This is a genomic window from Acinetobacter sp. yr461 (assembly GCF_900110445.1).
Taxonomy (GTDB): Bacteria; Pseudomonadota; Gammaproteobacteria; order Pseudomonadales; family Moraxellaceae; genus Acinetobacter; species Acinetobacter calcoaceticus.
Genome location: NZ_FODU01000028.1, coordinates 1 through 23,616 on the forward strand (window position 1 = coordinate 1; position 23,616 = coordinate 23,616).

General features: G+C 38.8%; 21 protein-coding genes. 12 read left to right on the plus strand and 9 right to left on the minus strand.

The genetic code is table 11. From position 1 onward, the window contains the following. On the minus strand, positions 1–504 hold a 504-nt coding region (locus BMW38_RS18880), incomplete at its 3' end, for a cation diffusion facilitator family transporter (protein ID WP_139193554.1). Positions 505–546: 42 nt separating this feature from the next. Here BMW38_RS18880 and BMW38_RS18885 point away from each other — a divergent pair. Continuing rightward, positions 547–810, plus strand: a complete 264-nt coding sequence (locus BMW38_RS18885; protein WP_003656024.1) for a metal/formaldehyde-sensitive transcriptional repressor — start codon at positions 547–549, stop codon at positions 808–810. A gap of 49 nt (positions 811–859) precedes the next feature. On the opposite strand, the gene mnmE is transcribed toward BMW38_RS18885, so the two are convergent. From mnmE to rpmH, 5 genes are all read right to left on the minus strand, one after another. Further along, positions 860–2,215 (minus strand): tRNA uridine-5-carboxymethylaminomethyl(34) synthesis GTPase MnmE, encoded by a 1,356-nt coding sequence (gene mnmE, locus BMW38_RS18890; RefSeq protein ID WP_092711006.1) that lies wholly within the window; start codon positions 2,213–2,215, stop codon positions 860–862. 90 nt (positions 2,216–2,305) lie between these two features. After that, entirely contained in the window at positions 2,306–4,066 is a 1,761-nt protein-coding gene (yidC, locus tag BMW38_RS18895) for a membrane protein insertase YidC (protein ID WP_017391213.1), read from the minus strand. A gap of 5 nt (positions 4,067–4,071) precedes the next feature. Then, the gene (gene yidD / locus BMW38_RS18900; RefSeq protein ID WP_003656027.1) at positions 4,072–4,392 is read right to left on the minus strand and encodes a membrane protein insertion efficiency factor YidD; all 321 of its coding nucleotides are present in this window, start codon (positions 4,390–4,392) and stop codon (positions 4,072–4,074) included. 10 nt (positions 4,393–4,402) lie between these two features. Beyond that, positions 4,403–4,795, minus strand: coding sequence for a ribonuclease P protein component (gene rnpA / locus BMW38_RS18905; protein WP_004640245.1), 393 nt, complete (start codon positions 4,793–4,795; stop codon positions 4,403–4,405). A gap of 30 nt (positions 4,796–4,825) precedes the next feature. Further along, a complete protein-coding gene (gene rpmH / locus BMW38_RS18910; RefSeq protein WP_000831329.1) occupies positions 4,826–4,960 on the minus strand; it encodes a 50S ribosomal protein L34 in 135 nt (44 codons plus the stop codon). A gap of 682 nt (positions 4,961–5,642) precedes the next feature. Here rpmH and dnaA point away from each other — a divergent pair. The 6 genes from dnaA to BMW38_RS18940 all read left to right on the plus strand — a co-directional run bounded on the left by dnaA (position 5,643) and on the right by BMW38_RS18940 (position 13,396). Then, positions 5,643–7,049, plus strand: a complete 1,407-nt coding sequence (dnaA, locus tag BMW38_RS18915; RefSeq protein ID WP_092711010.1) for a chromosomal replication initiator protein DnaA — start codon at positions 5,643–5,645, stop codon at positions 7,047–7,049. A 97-nt stretch (positions 7,050–7,146) separates the two neighbouring features. Then, positions 7,147–8,295 (plus strand): DNA polymerase III subunit beta, encoded by a 1,149-nt coding sequence (gene dnaN / locus BMW38_RS18920; protein WP_005045339.1) that lies wholly within the window; start codon positions 7,147–7,149, stop codon positions 8,293–8,295. 14 nt (positions 8,296–8,309) lie between these two features. After that, the gene (gene recF / locus BMW38_RS18925; protein WP_003656036.1) at positions 8,310–9,392 is read left to right on the plus strand and encodes a DNA replication/repair protein RecF; all 1,083 of its coding nucleotides are present in this window, start codon (positions 8,310–8,312) and stop codon (positions 9,390–9,392) included. Between the two features lie 52 nt (positions 9,393–9,444). Continuing rightward, entirely contained in the window at positions 9,445–11,913 is a 2,469-nt protein-coding gene (gene gyrB, locus BMW38_RS18930; RefSeq protein WP_005037763.1) for a DNA topoisomerase (ATP-hydrolyzing) subunit B, read from the plus strand. 37 nt (positions 11,914–11,950) lie between these two features. After that, a complete protein-coding gene (gene cybC / locus BMW38_RS18935) occupies positions 11,951–12,343 on the plus strand; it encodes a cytochrome b562 (protein WP_004640237.1) in 393 nt (130 codons plus the stop codon). A gap of 126 nt (positions 12,344–12,469) precedes the next feature. Further along, positions 12,470–13,396, plus strand: a complete 927-nt coding sequence (locus tag BMW38_RS18940; RefSeq protein ID WP_092711013.1) for a hypothetical protein — start codon at positions 12,470–12,472, stop codon at positions 13,394–13,396. Positions 13,397–13,446: 50 nt separating this feature from the next. Here the strand turns inward: BMW38_RS18940 and BMW38_RS18945 are convergent, their stop codons facing one another. Continuing rightward, the gene (locus tag BMW38_RS18945) at positions 13,447–15,375 is read right to left on the minus strand and encodes an ATP-binding cassette domain-containing protein (protein WP_092711016.1); all 1,929 of its coding nucleotides are present in this window, start codon (positions 15,373–15,375) and stop codon (positions 13,447–13,449) included. Positions 15,376–15,628: 253 nt separating this feature from the next. Between BMW38_RS18945 and BMW38_RS18950 the strand changes: the two genes are divergently transcribed. The 4 genes from BMW38_RS18950 to erpA all read left to right on the plus strand — a co-directional run bounded on the left by BMW38_RS18950 (position 15,629) and on the right by erpA (position 19,711). Next, positions 15,629–16,633, plus strand: a complete 1,005-nt coding sequence (locus tag BMW38_RS18950) for a putative solute-binding protein (protein WP_092711019.1) — start codon at positions 15,629–15,631, stop codon at positions 16,631–16,633. A gap of 254 nt (positions 16,634–16,887) precedes the next feature. Then, positions 16,888–17,895 carry a putative solute-binding protein gene (locus tag BMW38_RS18955; RefSeq protein WP_003656045.1) on the plus strand — a complete coding sequence of 336 codons (1,008 nt, stop codon included), beginning with the start codon at positions 16,888–16,890 and terminating at the stop codon, positions 17,893–17,895. Between the two features lie 351 nt (positions 17,896–18,246). Continuing rightward, on the plus strand, positions 18,247–19,251 hold the full coding sequence (locus tag BMW38_RS18960; protein WP_045437800.1) for a putative solute-binding protein: 1,005 nt from the start codon (positions 18,247–18,249) through the stop codon (positions 19,249–19,251). 124 nt (positions 19,252–19,375) lie between these two features. Further along, a complete protein-coding gene (gene erpA, locus BMW38_RS18965) occupies positions 19,376–19,711 on the plus strand; it encodes an iron-sulfur cluster insertion protein ErpA (RefSeq protein ID WP_003656048.1) in 336 nt (111 codons plus the stop codon). A gap of 60 nt (positions 19,712–19,771) precedes the next feature. Here erpA and BMW38_RS18970 read toward each other — a convergent pair whose 3' ends face one another. Both BMW38_RS18970 and BMW38_RS18975 read right to left on the minus strand, forming a co-directional pair. Continuing rightward, positions 19,772–20,614 (minus strand): alpha/beta fold hydrolase, encoded by an 843-nt coding sequence (locus BMW38_RS18970; protein ID WP_092711022.1) that lies wholly within the window; start codon positions 20,612–20,614, stop codon positions 19,772–19,774. A 128-nt stretch (positions 20,615–20,742) separates the two neighbouring features. Further along, positions 20,743–21,870, minus strand: a complete 1,128-nt coding sequence (locus BMW38_RS18975; protein WP_092711025.1) for an anhydro-N-acetylmuramic acid kinase — start codon at positions 21,868–21,870, stop codon at positions 20,743–20,745. A 61-nt stretch (positions 21,871–21,931) separates the two neighbouring features. On the opposite strand from BMW38_RS18975, the gene tyrS reads away from it, so the two are divergent. Next, on the plus strand, positions 21,932–23,164 hold the full coding sequence (tyrS, locus tag BMW38_RS18980) for a tyrosine--tRNA ligase (protein ID WP_092711027.1): 1,233 nt from the start codon (positions 21,932–21,934) through the stop codon (positions 23,162–23,164). Positions 23,165–23,616: the final 452 nt, after the last annotated feature.

The window sequence follows — 23,616 nt, forward strand, 5'->3', positions numbered from 1 at the left end:
ATGGTGATGGTGATGGTGATGGTGATGGTGATGGTGACCATCATCATGAAGTAACCACGCACAAATCAAGTTAATTACTAAACCTAAAATTGCAATCGGAATGGCTTCATTATAAAAAATCTCAACCGGATTAAATAAACGCTGAACCGACTGAAATACCATAAAAATAGCTACAACCATAAGCAAAATTGCGCTGCTATAACCCGCTAAAATCTCGATTTTCCAGGTTCCAAAGCTAAAACGGTGATCTTTGGAATAATGACGGGCCGCACGATAGGCAAAGTAGGCTAAACCGAGTGCCAACATGTGCGAACTCATATGCCAACCATCAGCTAATAATGCCATTGAGTTAAAGAACCACCCACCAAATACTTCTAACACCATCATGGATGCCGTTAAAATGGTTGCAATCAAAATACGTTTTTGTGCAAGTGGATTTCCTTCATCAAACTGATGTTGATGATGACGTGATACACTATGATCCTGCATAAAATTTAAACCCAATATACTCCCTACCAGTATATTGAATTATACAAGAGAACACAGATGAGTCACATTGGTCAGGATAAAAAAATACTTAATCGTGTAAAACGACTAAAAGGACAAATTAACAGTATCGAGCATGCCGTTGAACAGTCGGATCTTTCATGCATAGAAATACTGCAACAAGTTGCCGCAATTAAAGGTGCGATAAACGGTTTGATGAGTGAATTGATGGAGCAGCATTTACATCACCATGTGCTCAAAGAAGCACAAGTTGATCAGAATGAATTAGATGAGTTTTTAAAGGTTCTAAAAAGATACGGTTAACGAAGTGACTGAATGACACACTCCTGTGCATCATTCAGAATTTTTTTAATTATTTTCCAATACAAAATGAACCAAAGATTTTGCCTAATAGGTCATCGGCGCTAAAGTCACCGGTAATTTCACCTAAAGCATTCTGAGCAAGACGTAATGATTCAGCAACGAGTTCACCTGCATTAAATACAACAAGTTGCTCATGTGCCTCTGATAGATAGAGCTGTGTGCGCTTCATTGCGTCTAAATGACGCGTTCTCGCAATAAAGGTGTCTTCCTCAGGATGAAAGCCTGCATGCGCTGTAATCGCCTCTACAAGGCCTTGAACACCCATCTCTTGTTTTGCAGAAACGGTAATATGACGGAATCCTTGAAAATCACTTATTTCAGCTAACTGATCAGTTAAATCACATTTATTACCAATTAACATTAAACGACGCGGCTCAATATGTTCAGCAAAATATTCTTGAGCGAGTTTTAATGGATCATCGCCTTGATTTAAGTCATAAACCAGCAATAACAAATCAGCTTGTTCAATTTCCTTAATCGCACGTCGAATCCCTTCTTTTTCAACGATATCACCCGTCTCACGAAGGCCCGCAGTGTCTGTTAAGGTAATTGGTAGGCCATTTAAGCTAATTTTTTCATGCAAAACATCACGAGTTGTACCAGCAATGTCCGTCACAATAGCTCGCTCAACGCCAGCAAGTGCATTCAACAAGCTCGATTTACCCGCATTTGGTTTACCTGCAATAACGACTTGTAAACCTTCACGTAATAATTGACCTTGTCGTGCAGATATTTGAACGGCATGTACCGACTGCTGAACATCTTCAAGTAAAGCTAAAATTTTACCATCTGCCAAGAAATCGATTTCTTCTTCTGGAAAATCAATTGCGGCTTCCACATGTAACCGTAAATGGATTAGTTTTTCTAAAACGGTATTAATTTTGGTCGAAAAAGCACCTTGCAAAGAGCGAACAGCAGAACGGGCGGCAGCTTGCGATGTCGCATCAATCAAATCGGCAATGGCTTCTGCTTGAACCAAGTCCATCTTGCCATTTTCAAAAGCTCGCATGGAAAATTCACCAGCTTTTGCAGCGATTGCACCAAGCTCAAATAGACGACCAAGTAAGGCATTCTGAATGACTGGACCGCCATGCCCTTGTAGCTCTACAACATCTTCACCTGTAAACGAATGAGGATTTGGAAAACATAAAACAATCCCTTCATCCATAATGCTTCCATCAGCATCATAAAACTTACGAAAACCAGCCATACGTGCTTCAGGCAAGTTTTTTTGTGTCAGGTTTTGAGCAATTTCATAAGCCTTAGGTCCCGATAGGCGAATCACGCCCACACCACCACGCCCTGGTGGCGTTGCAATTGCGGCAATCGTGGTTTGACTTTGCATATTATTCACCTAAAAACCTAAAATCCAGCCAAAGAAAAATCCGCCTAAGATTACCATCTTAAGCGGATTTATTCAGCAAAAGTTCAACGATTAAGATGCTGATTCAGTCTTACTTAAACGACTTTTCTCAACGCTCTTATTAATAAACGACTGCTGTAAAATAGTAATACTGTTGTTCACAATCCAGTACAACACGAGACCTGCAGGGAAGAACAGCATAAATACCGTGAACATAATCGGCATAATGCGGAACACTTTTGCCTGCATTGGGTCAGCTGGTTGTGGGTTCAACATTTGCTGTGCAAACATGGTAGCACCCATGATTAACGGCAAGATGAACCAAGGATCCATTGCTGACAAGTCTTGAATCCAGCCTAACCATGGTGCATGACGTAATTCCACACTTTCCATGAGTACCCAGTACAAGGCAAGGAAAATTGGCATTTGTAGCAACAATGGTAAACAACCTGAAAGCGGATTCACTTGTTCACGTTTGTATAAAGCCATCATTTCTTGCGAGAAGCGCATACGGTCTTCACCGAACTCTTCTTTCATGCGTTGCATTTCTGGTGCAATCACACGCATTTTCGCCATAGAACGATAACTTTTTGAAGATAAAGGCCACAAAATCATCTTCACCATAACGGTAAGTAAGATGATCGACCATCCCCAGTTGCCCACAATGCTATGAAAGAATTGAAGACCTAAGAACAATAACTTGGCAATCGGCCATAACCAGCCATAATCAACAGTCTGATTCAAACCAACCGCTAAATCTTTTAATTCAGCTTGAACTTTAGGACCTGAATAAAGTTTTGCGTCCACTTCCATTGAAGTGCCTGCTGGAACATTAATCACTGGTGAGGTAAAACCAATGATATTCATATGATCAGCAGATTGACGAGATTCAAGTTTAGCTACATAAGGCTGACCATTCGCTTGAGTCAGTTTAAGATTCCCAGGAATCCAAGCACTTACAAAATAATGCTGAACAATCGCAACCCATCCACCTTTCGCTTCAGTGCTTACTTTTTCTTCTGAGAAATTAGCAAACTTCAGCTTATTGTAATGTGACTCAGGCGTCCCCCAAGCTCCACCTAAGAAAGTTCCTAAAGTGAAAATACCTTGAGAAGATTTACCAGGATCGTCAGAGTTATCACGCTTTAATTGTCCAAACATCTGACCTTGCCAGCTTTGTTGGCTACGGTTAATAACTTGATGTCTTACAACAATTGGATATTGCCCTTGGGTAAAAGTAAAAGTTTTTATAATTTCAACGCCTTCAGGTGTCTTAAATACCATTGGAACGTTTAAAACTTTTTCAGATTGACCCTTTTGATCCTGTACACCCTTAGCATCAGCCAAAGTATATGATGTTTTTTCAACAGCATATAATGGACGACCACCACGACTACTATCTGGTCCATTCAAACCAATTAAGCCAGATTGAGCAACATAAGTACGCTTGGCATCATTTTCAAGCATAACAAATGGCTGATCGCTGTCTTTGCTTTTGTCGTGTGAGAGTAATTCAATACGAACAATATCACCACCTTTTGGATTGATCCAAATATGGTAAAGGTCAGTTTGTACTGAAATAAGCTGTTGATTCACAGGTGCAGTTGCATCTGTGGTTTGTGACTGCGCAATATTTGCTTGTGGCACATCGGAAGCCACTGTTGCATTTTTAGCATTTGGCAAATCAGCAGATACTTCATGTGAACTTACAGCCGCCGCTTGTTTTTGCGGTGCAGTTGCAGCATTTCCATAATCTTTTTGCCAAGCCAAAATGAGCAAATATGCGGTGACAAACATGGCCCCGAGAATTGCAAACCTGGCCCATTGTTGCATATCTATTACCCCAAATGGTTAGAGAGATTTTGCTTCAGTAAACGATCACGAAAGGGTACAGCAACATGATGCGTTTGAGAATCTATTTGATGAAACGAAATAAAACGAATTGCTTTTGGCGGTACCGGATCATATCCAGATCCTCCCCACGGATGACAACGACAAATCCGTTTAGAAGATAGCCAAACGCCTTTTATCGCACCATGAGTTTGCAATGCTTCTATCGCATATTGGGAACAAGTCGGGATATAACGACAACGGGGTCCAAGAAGCGGACTAATCGCAATTTGATACAGTCGAATCAACCAACGTAGAAAACGAACCATTGGCTATCTCTTAATTCTGCGAGGTTGTGCCAACTTTAGAATGTTTTTTTGCTAAGCGCTGTAATTTTTGCCAAGCAAAATCTAATTGTTGATATAGCTCAGCATTCGTAATCGTTTCTATACCAACTTTTGGCATTACCACAATATCTATGTCTGATCCAAAATTCGGCTGATGTAGACGAAAGCTCTCACGAGCAAGACGTTTTATTCGATTTCTTTCATGTGCACGGCGCACTTTTTTCTTAGCAACAACAATACCCAAACGGCTATTAGGCTGTTCGGTTAATTTTGCAAGAAATAAAAAATGGGGTTGATGCACTTTAAAAAGCGCACCATCGAATACACTTTTATAATCTGCAGCACAGCGTATTCGCACATCTGTGCTAAAATTGTAAAGTGTCATCACACCCAAGTCTGGTCAGCGTAACAGTAATTAAACAGTTAAGCTATGACGACCTTTTGCACGACGACGAGCTAATACTTGACGACCAGCTTTAGTTGCCATACGAGCGCGGAAGCCATGAACGCGTTTACGCTTTAATTCAGATGGCTGGAAAGTACGTTTCATATCGAAACTCCCAAAAATGATCTTTCTATAAAGGTCCGCGATTTTATTGCGCAATGTTTACGCTGTCAATGAAAAACCAAGAAAGTTTTGTATTTAACCCAAATTTTTAATCTCTCTACTTCTTTTTTATGATTTTCATAATTCAGTGCAATATATAGTTTTTAAAGTTATACACAAAGTAATTGTCTATTTTTATTAGAGCTTTTATTATATACACACCTTATATACATACTTATCAACAAAACAAGATATCATCTTGGCTTTGATTTGCTGCATTTGAATTTAAATTCATATTTTGTAGTTATCCACAAAAGATCACACCCCTATTAAATAAATTCAAATTTTAAAATTTATATTTATTCTTATTAGGAGCTACTTTTTCTGTGGATTTCGCACTTTTAAATTTAAAAACCATGTACTTGGGTTGTTGATAACTCTGTTTCTATTATATTTATGGATTGTGGATAAGTTTATGTGATAATTTATCCACAGGTTGTGCAAAAAGTTATACACAAGTGGTTTTGAATTTAAATTTATTCACAAGAGATTTCTTTTTAGGCAAAATCAGTCGAATTCGTCATGACAGATGTGGATAACTTGGTTAGAATGGCGACCCCTTCTTATCAGGAAGGGTTAATCTTTAGATTATTTGAATTTAAAAATGCAGAAATAGGGGATACACATGCTTTGGACAGACTGCTTAACTCGCTTGCGACAAGAGCTCTCTGATAACGTCTTTGCGATGTGGATTCGCCCATTAGTTGCTGAAGAAGTAGAAGGAATACTACGTCTCTATGCTCCTAACCCTTATTGGACGCGTTACATTCAAGAGAACCATTTAGAATTAATTTCTATATTGGCTGAGCAGTTGTCAGAAGGGCGTGTCCGTCAGGTTGAGATTTTAGTTGATTCTCGTCCTGGGAGTATTTTGTCATCTGCTGAACAACCAGCAACCACTACGGCTGCTTTGCAATCTGCGCCACCACAAAGTATTAAAGTAAAAAAAGAGCCCGAGTCTGTTTCTAGTCCTCATACCAATAGTGTGGTTAACCCTAAAACAGCGAAGAAGAAGCTACTAAACCCTCAGTTTACTTTTTCTTTATTTGTTGAAGGCCGTTCGAACCAGATGGCTGCTGAAACATGTAGAAAAGTATTAACTCAATTAGGGGCTTCACAGCATAACCCTTTGTTTTTATATGGCCCCACAGGGCTAGGTAAGACTCACTTAATGCAGGCAGTTGGCAATGCTTTACTACAAGCCAAACCTAATGCCCGTGTGATGTATATGACTTCTGAGAGTTTTGTTCAGGATTTTGTGAGTTCTTTACAAAAAGGCAAAGTAGAAGAGTTTAAGAAAAACTGCCGTTCTTTAGATTTATTATTGGTCGATGATATTCATCTCTTAGCAGGTAAAGAGGCGAGTCTGGTTGAATTCTTCTATACATTTAATGCTTTACTTGATGAATCTAAACAAATTATTTTAACTTCAGACCGTTATCCAAAAGAGTTAACAGAGTTAGATCCGCGTTTGGTTTCCCGTTTTTCTTGGGGACTTTCAGTTGGTGTTGAACCACCAGATATTGAAACTCGTATCGAAATTCTATTAAAGAAAGCGGAAAATAGCGGCGTTGATTTACCTCGAAATTGTGCATTATTTATTGCACAACAAGTTGTTGCTAACGTGCGTGAACTTGAAGGGGCACTTAATAAAGTCGTTGCAATTTCCCGTTTTAAAGGTGCACCAATCGATCTTGATGTCGTTCGTGAGTCTTTAAAAGATGTGTTGGCGATCCGTGCACGAACAATTAGTGTAGAAAATATCCAGCGTGTGGTTAGTGAATATTTCCGTATCCCATTAAAAGAATTAGTAGGGCCGAAACGTACACGAATTTATGCTCGACCACGTCAGTTGGCAATGGGACTTGCTCGTGAGTTGACTGGTGATAGTTTTCCAGAAATTGGAATGGCTTTCGGTGGGCGCGATCACAGTACTGTGATGCATGCTTGTGAAAAAGTAGCCAGTCTGCGTGGAGAAGATCCAATTTTTGACGAAGATTATAAAAATCTACTGCGTCTACTTCAGAGTTAATGAAATAATAAGACCTTGTTGCAAAGTCTACGCAAGTGCAGCATAGTACACAGCTAAAAAATGAAATATTTGCTCCAAGTTGCTAGAGGAATGAATCGTGCGTTTGAAAATCGCTAAAGAAAGTTTACTCAATGTTTTATCGCATGTTGTCGGTGCGGTAGAACGTCGCCATACATTGAATATTCTTTCAAACGTCAAAATTCAGACTAATGCTCAGGCGCTCACCATTACTGGTTCTGATCTAGAAGTCGAGCTGGTTGCGAGCACTGTTTTATCAGAAGGGGCATGCCTTGAAGCAGGGGAAACTACAGTCCCTGCTCGTAAGTTAATGGAAATTTGTAAATCATTGCCTACAGCTGCATTAATTGATTTACAAATTACTGAAGATCAAAGATGTATCTTAAAGTCTGGTAATAGCCGTTTCGTATTAGGGACTTTACCCGCAGAAGATTATCCATTATTGACGACTGAAAATAGTCAAGGTACTCAAGTACAAGTAACCCAACGTGAGTTAAAGCGTTTATTTGAAAAAACTGCTTTTGCGATGGCTGTACAAGATGTACGTTTCTATTTAACAGGTACTTTATTGGAAATTGATGAAAATCAATTACGTGCAGTAACAACAGATGGTCACCGTTTAGCACTTTGTGAAATTACAGCGTCTTCTACATCAGCTCAATTGGTGCAGGCTATTGTACCTCGTAAAGCTGTTGGTGAATTACAGCGTTTACTGAGTATTGAAGATGAACAATTAACATTGTTGATTGGTCGTGAATTGTTAAATGTAACCATCAATACACCAAGTCGTGATAAAGAACAGGGCAATATTACTGTTCGTTTTACTACAAAATTGATTGATGGAAAATTCCCTGATTATCGTCGTGTAATTCCACGTGGTGGCGATAAACATGTATTAATTAGCCACGATGTATTTAAGCAATCATTACAACGTGTCGCAATTTTGAGTAATGAAAAGTTGCGTGGTGTTTTCTTGAATTTTAATCAGGATTCTTTACAGCTTCGTGCGAATAACCCTGAGCAAGATGAGGCTATTGAAGATTTAGCTATTCAATATCAAAATATACCACTCGAAATGTCATTTAATGCGCAATATTTACTTGAAGTATTGGGTGTACTTGATGGCGATGACGTAAATATGAGTATGAGTGAGGCGAATCAGTCTGTTTTGGTTCAAGACCCAGCACATACTGATCAAACTTATGTAGTTATGCCGATGCGTGTATAGTCTGGCTATCTAATATGCATCTTACGCGCTTAAATATTGAACGTGTGCGTAATTTAAAAACGGTTGCACTCCAAGGGTTGCAACCGTTTAATATATTTTATGGCGCTAATGGTTCAGGAAAAACCTCAATTCTGGAAGCAATTCATTTGCTTGCGACAGGGCGATCGTTCCGCACTCATATTCCTAAAAATTATATTCAGTATGCGGCCGAAGATGCGATTGTCTTTGCACAGTCTAGTACTGAGAAAATTGGCATGCAAAAGTTGGCTTCTGGTGAGCAGTTGATGAAAGTCAATGGCGACACCGTGGCTACCCAAGGCCAACTTGCTAAATTACTTCCTTTGCAACACCTTGATCCACAAAGTACAGATATTATTGACCATGGGGCAAAACCACGACGCCAACTTTTGGATTGGCTGATGTTCCACGTGGAACCTGAGTTTTATTTTGCATGGCAATACTACTCGCGTGCATTAAAACAACGTAATACTTTACTTAAAACCCGACGGAATTTGTCTTTGGCTGATTTAGAGCCTTGGAACAAAATGTTGAGTGATTATGGTGAAATTTTGCACTCTCAGCGCTTGGGTATTGTGGAACAATGGAATGTCTTTTTTCAAAATGATTTGAGGCAATTACTCCCTGATCTTGAAATTGAACTGGAATACAGTCCAGGTTTTCATACAGAGCAGGGACTCATGCAAGACCTGCTTAATCAACACCAAAAAGACATCGAACGACGTTATACCGAATATGGTCCACATCGAGCCGATTTGCGCTTAAAAACCCCTTATGGACATGCTGATGTGGTTTTATCAAGAGGTCAGAAAAAACTGCTGATTATTGCCTTAAAACTGTCACAAATTGCAATGTTGCATGCGAGTAATAAGGAAACTGTGGTATTATTAGATGATCTGACAGCAGAATTAGACTTAACCGCACAACAACGTTTAATTGAACGATTAAGCCAACTTGGTAGCCAGGTTTTTATGACAACTTTAGATCATGCATCGGTAAAAAAACATTTACATGATTTGTCTATTTCATATCAATTATTCAATGTTGAATCCGGTCAAGTTAGTCTTGCTTCACCATAATTTTTTGATGTTACCCATCTTTGAATAAACCTATATTTGCTAGGGAGAAACCATGAGTTCAGAGTCTCAATCAGCCTCTCAAACAGAACAAACCAATGAAAAGGCTTATGATTCCTCTAGTATTAAAGTATTACGTGGATTAGATGCAGTTCGTAAACGTCCGGGTATGTATATTGGGGATACAGACGACGGTACCGGTTTACACCATATGGTATTTGAAGTAGTCGATAACGCAATCGATGAAGCTTTAGCTGGGCATTGTGATGAAATTATTGTCACTATTCATGAAGATGAATCAGTGAGTGTTTCTGATAATGGTCGTGGTATTCCAACCGATATTCACCCTGAAGAAGGTGTTTCTGCAGCGGAAGTAATTCTTACCATTCTGCACGCAGGCGGTAAGTTTGATGACAACAGTTATAAGGTTTCAGGTGGTTTACACGGTGTAGGTGTTTCTGTTGTAAATGCACTTTCGAGTAAATTACATTTAATGATTTCTCGTGCTGGTCAAGTGCATGAGCAAGAATATCAACACGGTGATCCGCAATATCCATTACGTGTGATTGGTGAAACGGATAAGAGTGGTACAACAGTACGTTTTTGGCCAAGTGAATTAACATTTACCCAAACCATTTTTAACGTAGAAATTCTAGCACGCCGTTTACGTGAGCTTTCATTCTTAAACGCGGGCGTACGTATTGTATTACGCGATGAACGTATTAACCTTGAACATGTATATGACTACGAAGGTGGATTATCTGAGTTTGTAAAATACATTAACGAAGGTAAAACTCATCTAAATGAGATTTTCCATTTTACTGCGGATACAGATAACGGTATTGGTGTAGAAGTAGCCTTGCAGTGGAATGAAAGTTATCAAGAAAACGTTCGTTGTTTTACCAATAACATTCCTCAAAAAGATGGCGGTAGCCATTTGGCTGGTTTCCGTGCAGCTTTGACGCGTGGTTTAAACCAATATCTTGAAAATGAAAATATTCTCAAGAAAGAAAAAGTCAATGTAACGGGCGACGATGCACGTGAAGGTTTAACCGCTATTATTTCGGTAAAAGTACCTGATCCAAAATTTTCATCTCAAACCAAAGAAAAACTGGTATCGAGTGAAGTAAAACCTGCTGTTGAGCAAGCAATGAACAAAGAGTTCTCGGCTTACTTACTTGAAAACCCGCAAGCTGCAAAGTCAATTGCTGGTAAGATTATTGATGCTGCACGAGCACGTGATGCTGCACGTAAAGCGCGTGAAATGACGCGCCGTAAGAGCGCACTTGATATTGCTGGTTTACCAGGAAAATTGGCAGATTGTCAGGAAAAAGATCCAGCACTTTCTGAATTATATCTTGTCGAGGGTGACTCTGCTGGTGGTAGTGCCAAGCAAGGCCGTAACCGTAAAATGCAGGCTATTTTGCCGTTAAAAGGTAAAATCCTGAACGTTGAACGTGCACGCTTTGACAAAATGATTTCTAGTCAGGAAGTGGGTACTTTAATTACTGCGCTTGGCTGTGGTATTGGCCGTGAAGAATATAATCCTGACAAGCTGCGTTATCATAAAATCATTATCATGACCGATGCCGACGTTGATGGTTCGCACATTCGAACTTTGTTGTTAACGTTCTTCTTCCGTCAAATGCCAGAATTGGTTGAGCGTGGGTATATCTATATTGCACAGCCACCTTTATATAAATTGAAAAAAGGTAAGCAGGAACAATACATCAAAGATAATGATGCATTGGAAAATTATTTAATTTCAAATGCGATTGATGAGCTATCTTTGCATACCAATGCTGAAGCACCATCAATTACAGGTGAAGCACTTGCTAAAGTTATTCAGGATTATCAAGTTTCGCAAAAGAGCTTACAGCGCTTAACGTTACGTTATCCAGCTAGCTTACTAGATGCTTTACTTGAAATAGAGGCATTCAAGAGCGATCAAAACCATGATGAAGCTTATGTACAACAATGGGCTGATCAAGTAAAAGACATCATTACAAGATTACAGCCAAGTTTACGTCCAGAAATTACACTAGAGTCATTTGAGCGTGAAAATGCTCAGGGTGAAAAATCTGCGCATTATTGGCCGCGTATTACTGTATATGTTCATAACCTTCCACATGCATATTTGCTTGATGCAGGTTTATTGAACTCAGCTGAGTATGCTCGTTTGCTGAAAAACTCGAAGAGTTGGTTCAGTTTGCTTGAAGATGGTGCTTATTTACAAAAAGGTGATCGCCGTATTCAAGTGGCTAACTTTCATCAAGTTTGGCAGCATATTTTGCAAGATTCGCGCCGCGGTATGATGATCCAACGCTATAAAGGTCTTGGTGAGATGAATGCTGAGCAGCTTTGGGAAACGACAATGGACCCTGAAAACCGTCATATGTTACAGGTAACCATTGACGATGCGATTGAAGCAGATCGTATGTTCTCTTGCTTAATGGGTGATGATGTGGAACCACGTCGTGCATTCATTGAAGAGAATGCTTTAAATGCTGATATTGATGCTTAATTCATAACACGATTCTAAATCAGTCTAGGGAGAGAAGATGATGGGTCAGAAATTGTTAGCTAGCTTGTTAATCTCATGGGTTTTTTTAGGAAGCTCTGCTGTTTGGGCGGCTGATTTAGAAACGAATATGAAAACTTTAGCTAAGAGTACTAAAGCATTTGCTGAAGCGAAAGATGCTGCTAATGCGAAACAACAGCTTGTTGTAATGCGTGAAGCAGCAGTTTCTTCTAAGCAATATTTGCCGCATAAACTCGAAGGTTTACCTTCAGGAAATGTGCAGGTAAAAGAGTACCAAGCTGGTTTAGATCAGCTTGTTGCTGAGATTGATAAGGTAACTGCATTGGTTGAGCACGGACAGTTAGATCAAGCAAAAACTGAAGCAATGAATTTAGTCAAAATTCGAAATGAAAATCATAAAAAATTTAGATAATCTTTTTTATGATGATTTAATAAAAGGCTTTGTTTAATTTTAGACAAAGTCTTTTGTTTTATAAGAAAAATAAATTTGTAAACTGCTATTCTCTTGGATACTCATTTATTACAAGAGAATATAATTTTGAAAAACACACAAAAACTTTTATACATTGTAATCTTATTTTTTAATTGCTTATTTCAACTGCATGCTGCCACAGCACCCACTTTTTACGGAAAATTAGTATTTCATCGTTATAGTGATTATGACGCATGGGACAGTAAGCTTTATCTTTATAATTTCACAACGCAGCAAACCACATTACTGGGCGCAAACTGGAAAATTGACCACATGATGAATGGTCATTTTTCCCCAGATGGTAAATGGCTCACTTTTATGGGAGTTAATTCTGGACAGCATTATGGAGATGCATGGGATGTTTATGCTTGGAGAGTTGGGAGCACGGAATTACCAACCAATTTAACCCAAGGGAATAACAAGCGGGATGAAGATCCCAAATTTATAGATAATCAGCGTATTATTTTTAAGCAAAATGGCGATTTAAAAATCGTTAAAATGACTGATCGCACGATTACTTCTGTCACTCAAAATGGTTGGGATATCGAAGAATCGATGCCTTATCCAATGGTCAATACTACGCAAATCTTATATGCCAAAGGTGCAAGTAGTAATTCTAGAATTTTTAGTATTGATCAGTCGGGCGCATATGATACACAGTTAACTAATATTGCCTCATATTATCCAGTATGGTGGAAGGGAAGCCAGTTTTTATATGTGCGTTGGTATAGCCCAACAAATGCTCATGATCAGATCTATGTTTATGATACGGCCACCAAACAAACCACTCGTTTGCCTTTTAATAGTACAGCCGTAAATACATCAGATCCGGCACCTTTAGACCAGCGCTATATGATGGTTTCTCTAGCGGGGCAAACAGGAAGCCGTGGCGGTTATGATTTATATATTGCAGACAGCCTATCAAGCAATGTTTGGCCTTTGCCAATCAATACCAATTTAAATGAATTAGGGGCTTTTTATACCCCTTATTAATTCATAAAAAAGCCGATTTCTTAATCGGCTTTTTTATTTTGAAAAATAGATTAATCAAAAGAGGCTTCCATCTCTTCTAATTCCATCATAAGTTCTAAAAGCTGTTCTTCATATTGCTCAAGTTTAGCTTTCAGCTCAGTCTGTTCATTCATAAGCTTGAGCAGATCATCCTTACGTGCTGCATCATATAAAGATGTATCTGCTAAAGACTCTTCAATTTTGGCAAGTTGTGGTTGAAGTTTCTCAATTTGAGACTCAATTTTTTCGATATTTTTACGAATAGGTCTGGTTTGTTCACGACGGCGAGCTGCTTCTTTACGCTGTGCTTCTTTATCGATTTTAGTGGGAATAGGAGCGGCAGATGAAGAATTATTCTGTGCTACAGCAGTCTGAGCATTGATTAGTTGCTGACGTGCTTCACGTAGCCATTTTGCATAATCCTGTAAATCACCTTCGAACTCGGTACATTTACCGCCGTGTACCAAAAGAAGCTCATCACAAACACTTGCAATGAGTTGACGTTCGTGGGAAACCAGCACGACAGCGCCTTCAAAATCTTGTAATGCCATGCTTAGTGCATGACGCATATCAAGATCTAAATGGTTCGTCGGTTCATCCAGAATCAAAACATTTGGACGCTGCCATACAATCAGCGCGAGGGCCAAACGAGCGCGCTCTCCACCAGAAAAGGTTTCACATGGAGTATCCATGCGTTCACCACTAAAGCCAAAACTACCTAAAAAAGAACGTAAGGTCGCTTCACTAATTTGTTTACCTGCTAAACGGGCAATTTGTAACATTGGAGTAGCATGGCCATCTAAAGCATCCATTTGGTGCTGTGCAAAGTAACCAATATTAAGTAACTCTGACGCCTTGCGTTCACCAGCTAAGAGCGGTAAATCACCCACTAAGCTCTTAATTAAGGTCGATTTACCTGCGCCGTTCATACCAAGTAAACCAATACGAGAGGTTGGTGTAATTTGTAATCTGATTTTTTCGGCGATTTGTTTATTGCCATAACCAATGCTGGCATTGTCTAAAGTCAGTAACGGCGAACTCATTTTGGTTGGTTCACGGAAACTAAAAGTAAAAGGTGTATCAATATGGGCTGGAGCGAGCTCTTGCATGCGCTCAAGTTGTTTAATTCGACTTTGTGCCTGACGAGCTTTAGTCGCTTTTGCTTTAAAACGGTCAATAAATTTTTGTAGGTGAGCACGTGTTTCTTGTTGCTTCTCAAAAGCTTGTTGCTGCTGAGCAAGACGTTCACTACGCGTGGTTTCAAATGTAGAGTAATTTCCGGTGTAAAGGGTGAGCTCCTGATTTTCAATATGCAGAATATGATCTGTAATCGCATCTAAAAAGTCGCGGTCATGCGAAATTAGAATGAGTGTACCTTCATAGGCTTTAAGCCAATCTTCTAACCACAAAATTGCATCTAAGTCTAAGTGGTTTGTTGGTTCGTCGAGTAATAATAAATCTGAACGGCTCATTAGGGTACGCGCCAAATTTAAACGCATACGCCATCCACCAGAGAAACTTTCAACGTTCAAACGCAATTGATTTTCTAGAAAACCAAGACCAGCCATGAGTTGAGCAGCTTTAGATGGCGCTGAGTAACCATGAATTTCATCAAAGCGGCCATGCAATTTAGCCAATTCAAAGTCACTCAGTTGATCTGGTTGAGCAAGCTTATTTTGAATATCCCAAAACTCTTCATCACCTGAGAGAACAAAATCAATTGCAGGCATGTCTAATGCTTTTATTTCTTGCGCCATATGCGCCACGATCCAGCCTGAAGGACGAGTAAGTGAACCTTCATCTGCACCTAAGCTACCTAGTAACGCTGCGAATAAGGTTGATTTACCTGCACCATTGACCCCAGTCAGACCAATTTTCCAACCTGGGTGTAATTGCATAGACGCTTTTTGAAATAGAATACGTCCACCGCGGCGTAAAGAAACTTGGTCAAATTGAATCATCTTATTGTATCGAGGTGAGTGAGGAATGCCGTATTTTAAAGAGAACTGCCGATGAAAACAAAACTTTCCGGATTTTAGTTAGAAGCAGACAATAATTGTATACACCGGAATATTCTAGGTTCAGCTATTCATCCGAAATGTCTTCAATATTGAACAAGATAGAACACTTTTTTAAAAAAATGACTAAAATAAAAACAGTTTAAAATTTGGTTGATTAATGAGCTACTAATAAAACTAGACTAAGGAAAGTCAAATGAAAAAAAGATTGGGGATAATTAGTGCAGTATTTTGCTGTGCTATGGGAACAGCACATGCGGGACAAAATGTGTGTGTATTTGATTTATTAGGAAAGTCAGGTGAATCTTATAAAATGATGGAAGAGTGGGCGCTTGCCGCAAAGGAGTGGCAAGCAGATATCACCTTAATTCCATTTCAAGATGAAGCTCTGGTGGACCGTAGACTTCGTGAAGGCAAATGTGATGCTGCTTATATGACCTCCATGCGGGCACGAAACTATAATAAATTTGCAGGTTCTATCGATGCGATTGGTGGGGTAACCAGTAATGCTATCGCGCAAAAAGCGATTAGCTACGTTTTAGATAAGCGTAATAAACATCGCATGGTGACTGCTCAGAATGGAGCAAATTATGAGGTTGTCGGTATTGTTCAGATTGGTCTGGCATATTTATTTGTAAGAGATAAAAACCTGAATTCCATTGAAAAAGTTCGCGGTAAAAAATTCGCTATTTTGCATTATGACCTTGCTCAAAAAATTATGGTAGAAAGTGTAGGTGCGCAGCCTATTCCTTCTGAAATTAATGATTTTGTGAAAAAGTTTAATAGTGGACAAGTCGATGCAATTGCTGCGCCTGCTTATGCTTATAAATCACTAGAGATTGGCAAAGGTATAGGCACTAAAGGGGCCATGTTTAATTTTCCAGTGGTGAATGTTACTGGAGATTTAATTGCGAGAACTGATAAGTTCCCTACAGATTTTGGCATAAAATCACGTGATTGGTTTATACAAAAATTACCTCAAAACTTTGCCATGATAAAGCGGTTAGAAATGGGCGTACCATCAAAAATTAGAATGAATTTTTCAGCAGAAGATAAAACCAAATATCAAAAACTTTTACGAGAGGGACGACTCAACTTAACCAAACAGGGTGTATATGATGCGACCATGATGAGTGTACTTAAGCGTGCTCGCTGTACAGTCGAACGGACAAATTTTGAATGTACGCTTAATGGAGAGTAGATTATTTTTTCATCACAAAAACCCTACATATATTTCCATACTGAATATGGGTATGAAAATTGTGAATATAAAAAGTAACTTACGGAAACGTAGAGATTTTTATCACTAATAGATAATTTAAATTGAACAAACAATGGTTCAATTAGATAAAAAAATTGAGTAAATGCTCTATTTTTTTCTAAAAAACATGATTAATATCTGTCTTTGAAAGGAAACTTCAAACAAAAAATCTGTTCCGTGGAAGGATGAAGAAAATGAAAAAAATCGTACTTGCTATGGCTGCCGCTTCTGTTGTTGGTTTTTCTGCTTCAGCGCAAGCAGCGAGTACCGTATGTGTATTCGACCTCTTAGGAAAAGCAGGCGACTCATATAAAATGATGGAAGAATGGGCTCTAGCTGCAAAAGGCTGGGGTACTGAAATTAACTTAGTACCTCGTCAGGACGAGGCTGTTGCTGATAATGATTTTAAAGCGGGTAAATGTGATGCTGTAGCAATGACAGCAATGCGTGCACGCCAATATAACAAATTCGCAGGATCTATCGACTCACTTGGCGGTGTTCCAAACAACCAAATCGCTCAACGTGCAATTACTTATGTATTAGATGCGCGTAATGCAGCAAAAATGACCACCAATATGGGCGGTAAAAAATACGAAGTTGCTGGTATTTCTCCGTTAGGTTCAGCGTTCATTTTCGTACGTGACAAAAACATCAACTCTGTTGAAAAAGCTGCGGGTAAAAAATTCGCTGTCTTAGGTTATGACGATGCACAAAAAATTATGGTGCAGCGTGTAGGCGCTCAAGCAGTTCTTTCTGATATTTCAAACTTTGCTGCGAAATTTAATAATGGTCAAGTAGATATGGTAGGTGCGCCTGCTTATGCTTACAAACCATTAGAGTTAAATAAAGGTTTAGGTGCAAACGGTGTAATGTGGAACTTCCCTGTATTACACGTTACAGCTGATCTAGTATTACGTTCTGATAAATTCCCAGCTGGTTTTGGTCAAAAATCTCGTGACTGGTTTGTTAAACAGTTGCCTAAGAACTTTGCAATGATCAACCGTTTAGAAGCTCAGATTCCTGGCAAATACAAAATGAATTTAAGTGCAGAAGACAAACTTAAATATCAAAAAATGTTGCGTGATGGCCGTATGGACTTAACTAAACGTGGTGTTTACGATGCAGGTATGATGTCTGTATTGAAAAAAGCACGTTGTTCTGTAGACAAGGCTAACTTCGAATGTTCAATGCCTGGTGAATAATCCTCATTATTTTCAGAAAGCCTAGACTTAGTTCTAGGCTTTTTGTTTTGTATATGCTGTCAATTCTGCCATTGTGGATAACTAGAAAGACGTTAAGCTAAATTTAGATAAAAACTTCATAAGGAAACATGAAGATATAAAAATGGATCAAGGACTTCTGTGATTAAAATAATTGCTAATAGATAGACGACTATCTATTTTTGATGGAAATAAAATCATAAAAGCAAAATGGATCCGTAAAAATATCTTCAACATGATTTTTTATATGAAGCCTATCCGACTCATACCATATTGGTGTGAAATTTCTTGGTATCGAAAAACAAAAAACTCCACAAGGAAAGGAAAAAGAATATGCAATTTTCCAAAATGCTATTACTTGCGATGGGACTGACCACAGTTTCTTTTGCAGCTCAGGCTAAACAAACAGTATGTGTTTTTGACTTCGTTGGTAAAAATGGTGATGTCTATGCGCTGATGAAGGATTATCAACTTGCAGCAAAAAACTGGGGAGCTGATATCGAACTGAAAGTAAACCAGAATGAAGCCGTTATTGCTGAAGATTTTAAAGCAGGCAAATGTGATGGCATCAGTGTGTCAGGGATGCGTGGTCGTCAATTTAACTCCTTTACAGGGTCATTGGATGCAATTGGTGCCATTCCTGACCTCAAGCTTGCTGTAAAAGTAATGCAAGGTTTAGCGAGTCCGACTTTTAGTAAATATATGGTTAACGGCCGCTATGAGGTTGTAGGTGTTATTCCAGTAGGAGATGCTTATCTTTTAGTAAATGATCGCAGCATCAATACAGTAGCGAAAGCTGCAGGTAAAAAAATTGCAGTTCTTGACTATGATGAAGCGCAAAAAATTATGGTTCAGCAGGTAGGAGCGCAAGCTGTTAGTGCCGATATAACAAATTTCGGTGCTAAATTTAATAACCATCAGGTAGACATTATTGGTGCACCTGCGGCAGCATTTAAACCTTTAGAACTACAAAAAGGTTTAGGAACAAAAGGGGCGATCGTGAACTATCCGATCTTACAGGTGACAGGAAATATTATTATCCGTCCTGATAAGTTCCCAGCTGGTTTTGGTCAGAAATCTAGAGAGTGGGTTTCGGGTCAGTTACCACGTGCCTTTACCATTTTAGGTAAAATGAAAGCTGATATTCCACAAAAATACTGGATGGATGTTCCACCAGCAGATAAACCGGGTTATCAAAAGCTCATGCGTGAGTCACGAATTAGCCTTACACAACGTGGTGTGTATGATAAACGTATGATGAAACTATTATGGCAATTCCGCTGTAAGCAAGATGCTAAAAACTTCGAATGTGGCTTACAAGACGAGAATTACAAATAATCTTGATAAAAATACTCAAGATTCGCTTTAAACTTCGAAGACAGACCCTATATTGATTATGCTATACTCAATATAGGGTCTTTTTTATTTTGAAAGGCACAGCAAAATCCGAGGAACAATCATCATGAATGCCCAAGCTCTAGTTTTGACAGATAATGCTGCCAATAAGGTACGCCAACTCCGTGATAGTGAAGGGAATGACGATCTCATGTTACGTGTATATGTAACGGGAGGCGGGTGTTCAGGGTTTTCATATGGCTTTAATTTTGCTGAAAGCGTAAATGAAGATGATGCAGAATTTGTTAATGGCGATGTAAAAATGCTTGTTGACTCACTCAGCTATCAGTATTTAATTGGCTCAGTGGTTGATTATGTAGAAGGCCTTGAAGGTTCACGTTTTATCATTCAAAACCCAAATGCAACAACAACATGTGGCTGTGGTTCTTCATTCTCGATTTAAAAAGAATTTTAAAATTTAAAAACCTCTCTATTTTGAGAGGTTTTTTTATTGATCAGATCATTACTTTTCACGAATAGATTCTAAAAAGTATTGCACAAGTTCAGGTGCATTCTGATATGGAATCCAATGCGAGGCATCCATAAAAACTGCACGATAACTATTTTTAAAATAACTTGAGTTTAACTTGGCACTTTTTTCTGTAACGGCAATATCATGTTTACCCCAAATAAAAAGAGTAGGGACATCTATTGCTTTAAACGGATTTTGAGGTTTATCCCAAAAAAAGCCACGATACCAATTCAACGCCGTACCTAATCTATTTTCCTTTATAAACTCGGTCTCGAATGTTTCAATTTGCTGCTCGGTCATGCCAGATGACTGAAGAAATTTACGACCTAATTTAGGCATCTTTTTAAATAAAACTTCAGGAAGAAGAGGCAACTGAAAAATTGCAAAATAATAAGATTTAAAAAGTTGTTTGCTGCTTAAGCAGGCTTTTAAAAAAGCAGCTTGATGTGGTACAGAAACTAAAGTGAGATGTTGAATATATTGTGGATACTTCATTGCAACGCCCGAAGCGATCGCAGAACCCCAGTCGTGTCCTATTAAATAGACTGGTTGACCGAGTTGCTTAATAAAAATTGCAACGTCTTCTACAAGTTCACTCAGTGAATATTGAAATCGGCTTTGAGGTCTAGCATTTAAACTATAACCGCGTTGATGAATTGCAAGTGTTCTAAATTGATGCTGATGCAATAATTCCGAGGTTTGCTCCCAACTATGAGCAGTTTCGGGAAAACCATGCAATAAAACAACAAGTGGGCCATCAATAGGGCCTGAATCAATCACATCGAATGTCCAGTCGCCACGCGTGTACTGATGGATACGTTTGGTCAGATCCATGATGACAGTGCCTCAAATTATTTTTGTTGGCACTTATCATGAGTTTTTATACTGATTTAAATAACAGCATTTCGGGTCAGTAAATGTGTTATGAGGTCGAATCTGACCAATCAAATCGATATGTAGCTTTATACGGCCGTGATCGCACCTAGAATTCTGAAATCCGATGCACCTGTTACTGCTGGCAAATTACCACTTAAACCATTCATAAAACGCATTGCTAACCATGCAAATGCTGTAGCCTCGACCCAAGTAGGGGAGAGTCCTAAAACATCTGTAGGTTGAACTGACCAATTATGCTTACGTAAACGCCAACGCAATTGTTCTAATAAGTAAGAGTTATAAGCACCACCACCACAAACATATACTTCACCTGTTTCCATCTCTGAGCGATAAATCGCTTTTTGAATAGCACGCACAGTGAGTTTTAATAAGGTGGCTTGGACGTTTTCAGGTGTGTCTTCTAACTCATCATAAGTTAAATCATTTCGCCAATCGATTAACTGATCATCTAACCAGTCAATATTGAAATCTTCACGTCCTGTACTTTTCGGTGGTTCTTTAGAGAAATATTCATGTGCATGAAGACGGTCGAGTAAAGAACGGATAGGGTGCCCATAAGCTGCCCAATCACCATTTTCATCATATGGATGACCAGTATGGCGATGACACCACGCATCCATCAAAATATTTGCAGGACCTGTATCAAAACCAAATACGCCGTCTGCATTGTTGGCAGGCAGCATACTTACATTAGCAATACCACCCAAATTTAAAATCACACGATGAATACTTGCATGTTGAAATAATGCCTGATGAAATGCTGGAACTAATGGCGCACCTTGACCACCTGCTGCCATATCTCTACGACGGAAATCTGAAACAACTGGAATTTGAGTGATTTCGGTAATGATATTTGGATCGCCAATTTGTAGTGTAAACCCATGTTCTGGACGGTGACGAATTGTCTGCCCATGCGAACCAATCGCTTTAATTTGACTACGATCTAATTGATGTTTTTCAATGAGAGTATTAATCCCGTGACCAATCATTTGGGCCAGAGCAACATCAGCTTTACCCATGCGGTCAATTTCATTGTCATCAGGTAAAGTTAATGCCATAAGCTCATCACGTAACTCGGGTTCAAATGGAACTGTAAGAGTGGCATGAAGCTGTAGTGGCTCAAATGAAGCCGCAACAATATCCACACCATCCATACTAGTGCCAGTCATTACGCCGATATAGATTGCGCTCATATGCAACTTCCCCTGCAAGACGCTGAAAAAATGTTAGTATATCGCACAAATTGAATAACTGATGTGTTTAGGTTTTGTGATGTCAAATTTCTTGCCCGCCGAAGAACAGCTTGCCCTCATCCAACGAGGCACGCACGAAATTATTTCAGAAGAAGATTTACTGAAAAAGCTCAAAGAGAACCGTCCTCTTAAAATTAAAGCTGGTTTTGACCCTACAGCACCAGATTTACACTTAGGACATACTGTTCTTATTAATAAATTAAAAACGTTCCAAGATTTGGGTCATGAAGTGACCTTCTTGATTGGTGACTATACTGCCATGATTGGCGACCCAACTGGTAAAAGCGCAACCCGTCCGCCGTTGTCACGTGAACAAGTAGAAGCCAATGCTAAAACTTATCAAGAACAAGTTTTCAAAATATTAGATCCGAATAAAACAAAAGTACGTTTTAACTCAGAATGGTTTAATCAAAAGTCTGCTGCTGACCTTATTCAGTTGGCAAGCCAACAAACCGTATCTCGTATGTTAGAGCGTGATGACTTTACAAAGCGTTATAGCAACCATCAGCCAATTGCGATCCACGAGTTTTTATATCCTTTAGTTCAAGGCTATGACTCTATTGCACTTGAAGCTGACGTAGAGTTAGGTGGTACAGACCAGACTTTTAACCTTCTCATGGGTCGTACTTTACAAAGTCGTTATGGTCAAGAATCACAAGTGTGTATCACTGTTCCGATTCTAGAAGGTTTAGATGGCGTAAATAAAATGTCTAAATCTTTAGGTAACTATATTGGTGTATTTGATACACCAGGGGCAATGTACCAAAAAGTTTTATCAATGCCTGATTCTTTAATTGAACGCTATTTCGATTTACTCAGCTTTAAATCTCTAGATGAGATCAAAACTTTATTAGATGAAATTACTGCTGGTCGTAATCCGCAAGAAGTAAAACGTATTCTTGCACTTGAACTAGTTGAACGTTTCCATGATGCAGAAGCTGCGGCTAATGCACATAAAAGTGCTGGTAACCTTATTACAGAAGGTGAAGTACCCGAAGACACACCAGAAGTGACTATTTCACGTGGTGAGTTTGGTGGAGAAATCTTTATTGCTACGATTCTACGTGTAGCTGGCCTAAATCCGAATGCAGCAGCTGCAAAAGATGCTGTAGCTCGCGGAGCAGTAAAAGTTGACTGGAATGCTGTTGATGCAAGTTTCTCTGTAAAAGAAAACGGTACTTTCATTATTCAGTCAGGTAAGAAAGCAATTGCACGCGTAATTTTCACTGACTAAGAAAGTTGTGTAGTGATAAAAAGCAGGAGTAATCCTGCTTTTTTTATTTAAGGATCACAAAAACAATTCAGCGTTCCACGTGGAACAATCTAAAGATCAGTAATTCAGTAATAATAAAAGAAGTAAATTAAAAATAAGAAGAAATATATAGTAGGGTAGAGTATTTGCTCTATTATTTCTTTGGAATAGAAGAAGCTATATATGCCTCTAAGCTCTATAGAAGACATATAAAATTCACGATAACCTATATTTCTGAATATAAGAATTAAGAAAAAGCAGTAAAATGCCTAAAAAAAAGGCATATATATCACTTTTTTCATAAAATAGTAGAAAAAAGCGGCACTCAATAGAAAAAGGCTGAAATACCCCTTGCAAAGGGTTTTTAATCCTCTATAATGCACATCCATCGGCGGTGATGCAGATAGAAACTTGTTGAAAAACAGTTACTTGGA

Coding starts and splice junctions, on each gene's coding strand:
- BMW38_RS18945 (WP_092711016.1), bottom strand. CDS start 15,375: ATGATTCAATTTGACCAAGTTTCTTTACGCCGCGGTGGACGTATTCTA.
- yidC (WP_017391213.1), bottom strand. CDS start 4,066: ATGCAACAATGGGCCAGGTTTGCAATTCTCGGGGCCATGTTTGTCACC.
- BMW38_RS18970 (WP_092711022.1), bottom strand. CDS start 20,614: ATGGATCTGACCAAACGTATCCATCAGTACACGCGTGGCGACTGGACA.
- BMW38_RS18975 (WP_092711025.1), bottom strand. CDS start 21,870: ATGAGCGCAATCTATATCGGCGTAATGACTGGCACTAGTATGGATGGT.
- cybC (WP_004640237.1), top strand. CDS start 11,951: ATGATGGGTCAGAAATTGTTAGCTAGCTTGTTAATCTCATGGGTTTTT.
- rpmH (WP_000831329.1), bottom strand. CDS start 4,960: ATGAAACGTACTTTCCAGCCATCTGAATTAAAGCGTAAACGCGTTCAT.
- BMW38_RS18885 (WP_003656024.1), top strand. CDS start 547: ATGAGTCACATTGGTCAGGATAAAAAAATACTTAATCGTGTAAAACGA.
- BMW38_RS18950 (WP_092711019.1), top strand. CDS start 15,629: ATGAAAAAAAGATTGGGGATAATTAGTGCAGTATTTTGCTGTGCTATG.
- dnaA (WP_092711010.1), top strand. CDS start 5,643: ATGCTTTGGACAGACTGCTTAACTCGCTTGCGACAAGAGCTCTCTGAT.
- BMW38_RS18960 (WP_045437800.1), top strand. CDS start 18,247: ATGCAATTTTCCAAAATGCTATTACTTGCGATGGGACTGACCACAGTT.
- tyrS (WP_092711027.1), top strand. CDS start 21,932: ATGTGTTTAGGTTTTGTGATGTCAAATTTCTTGCCCGCCGAAGAACAG.
- yidD (WP_003656027.1), bottom strand. CDS start 4,392: ATGGTTCGTTTTCTACGTTGGTTGATTCGACTGTATCAAATTGCGATT.
- gyrB (WP_005037763.1), top strand. CDS start 9,445: ATGAGTTCAGAGTCTCAATCAGCCTCTCAAACAGAACAAACCAATGAA.
- erpA (WP_003656048.1), top strand. CDS start 19,376: ATGAATGCCCAAGCTCTAGTTTTGACAGATAATGCTGCCAATAAGGTA.
- rnpA (WP_004640245.1), bottom strand. CDS start 4,795: ATGACACTTTACAATTTTAGCACAGATGTGCGAATACGCTGTGCTGCA.
- BMW38_RS18955 (WP_003656045.1), top strand. CDS start 16,888: ATGAAAAAAATCGTACTTGCTATGGCTGCCGCTTCTGTTGTTGGTTTT.
- recF (WP_003656036.1), top strand. CDS start 8,310: ATGCATCTTACGCGCTTAAATATTGAACGTGTGCGTAATTTAAAAACG.
- mnmE (WP_092711006.1), bottom strand. CDS start 2,215: ATGCAAAGTCAAACCACGATTGCCGCAATTGCAACGCCACCAGGGCGT.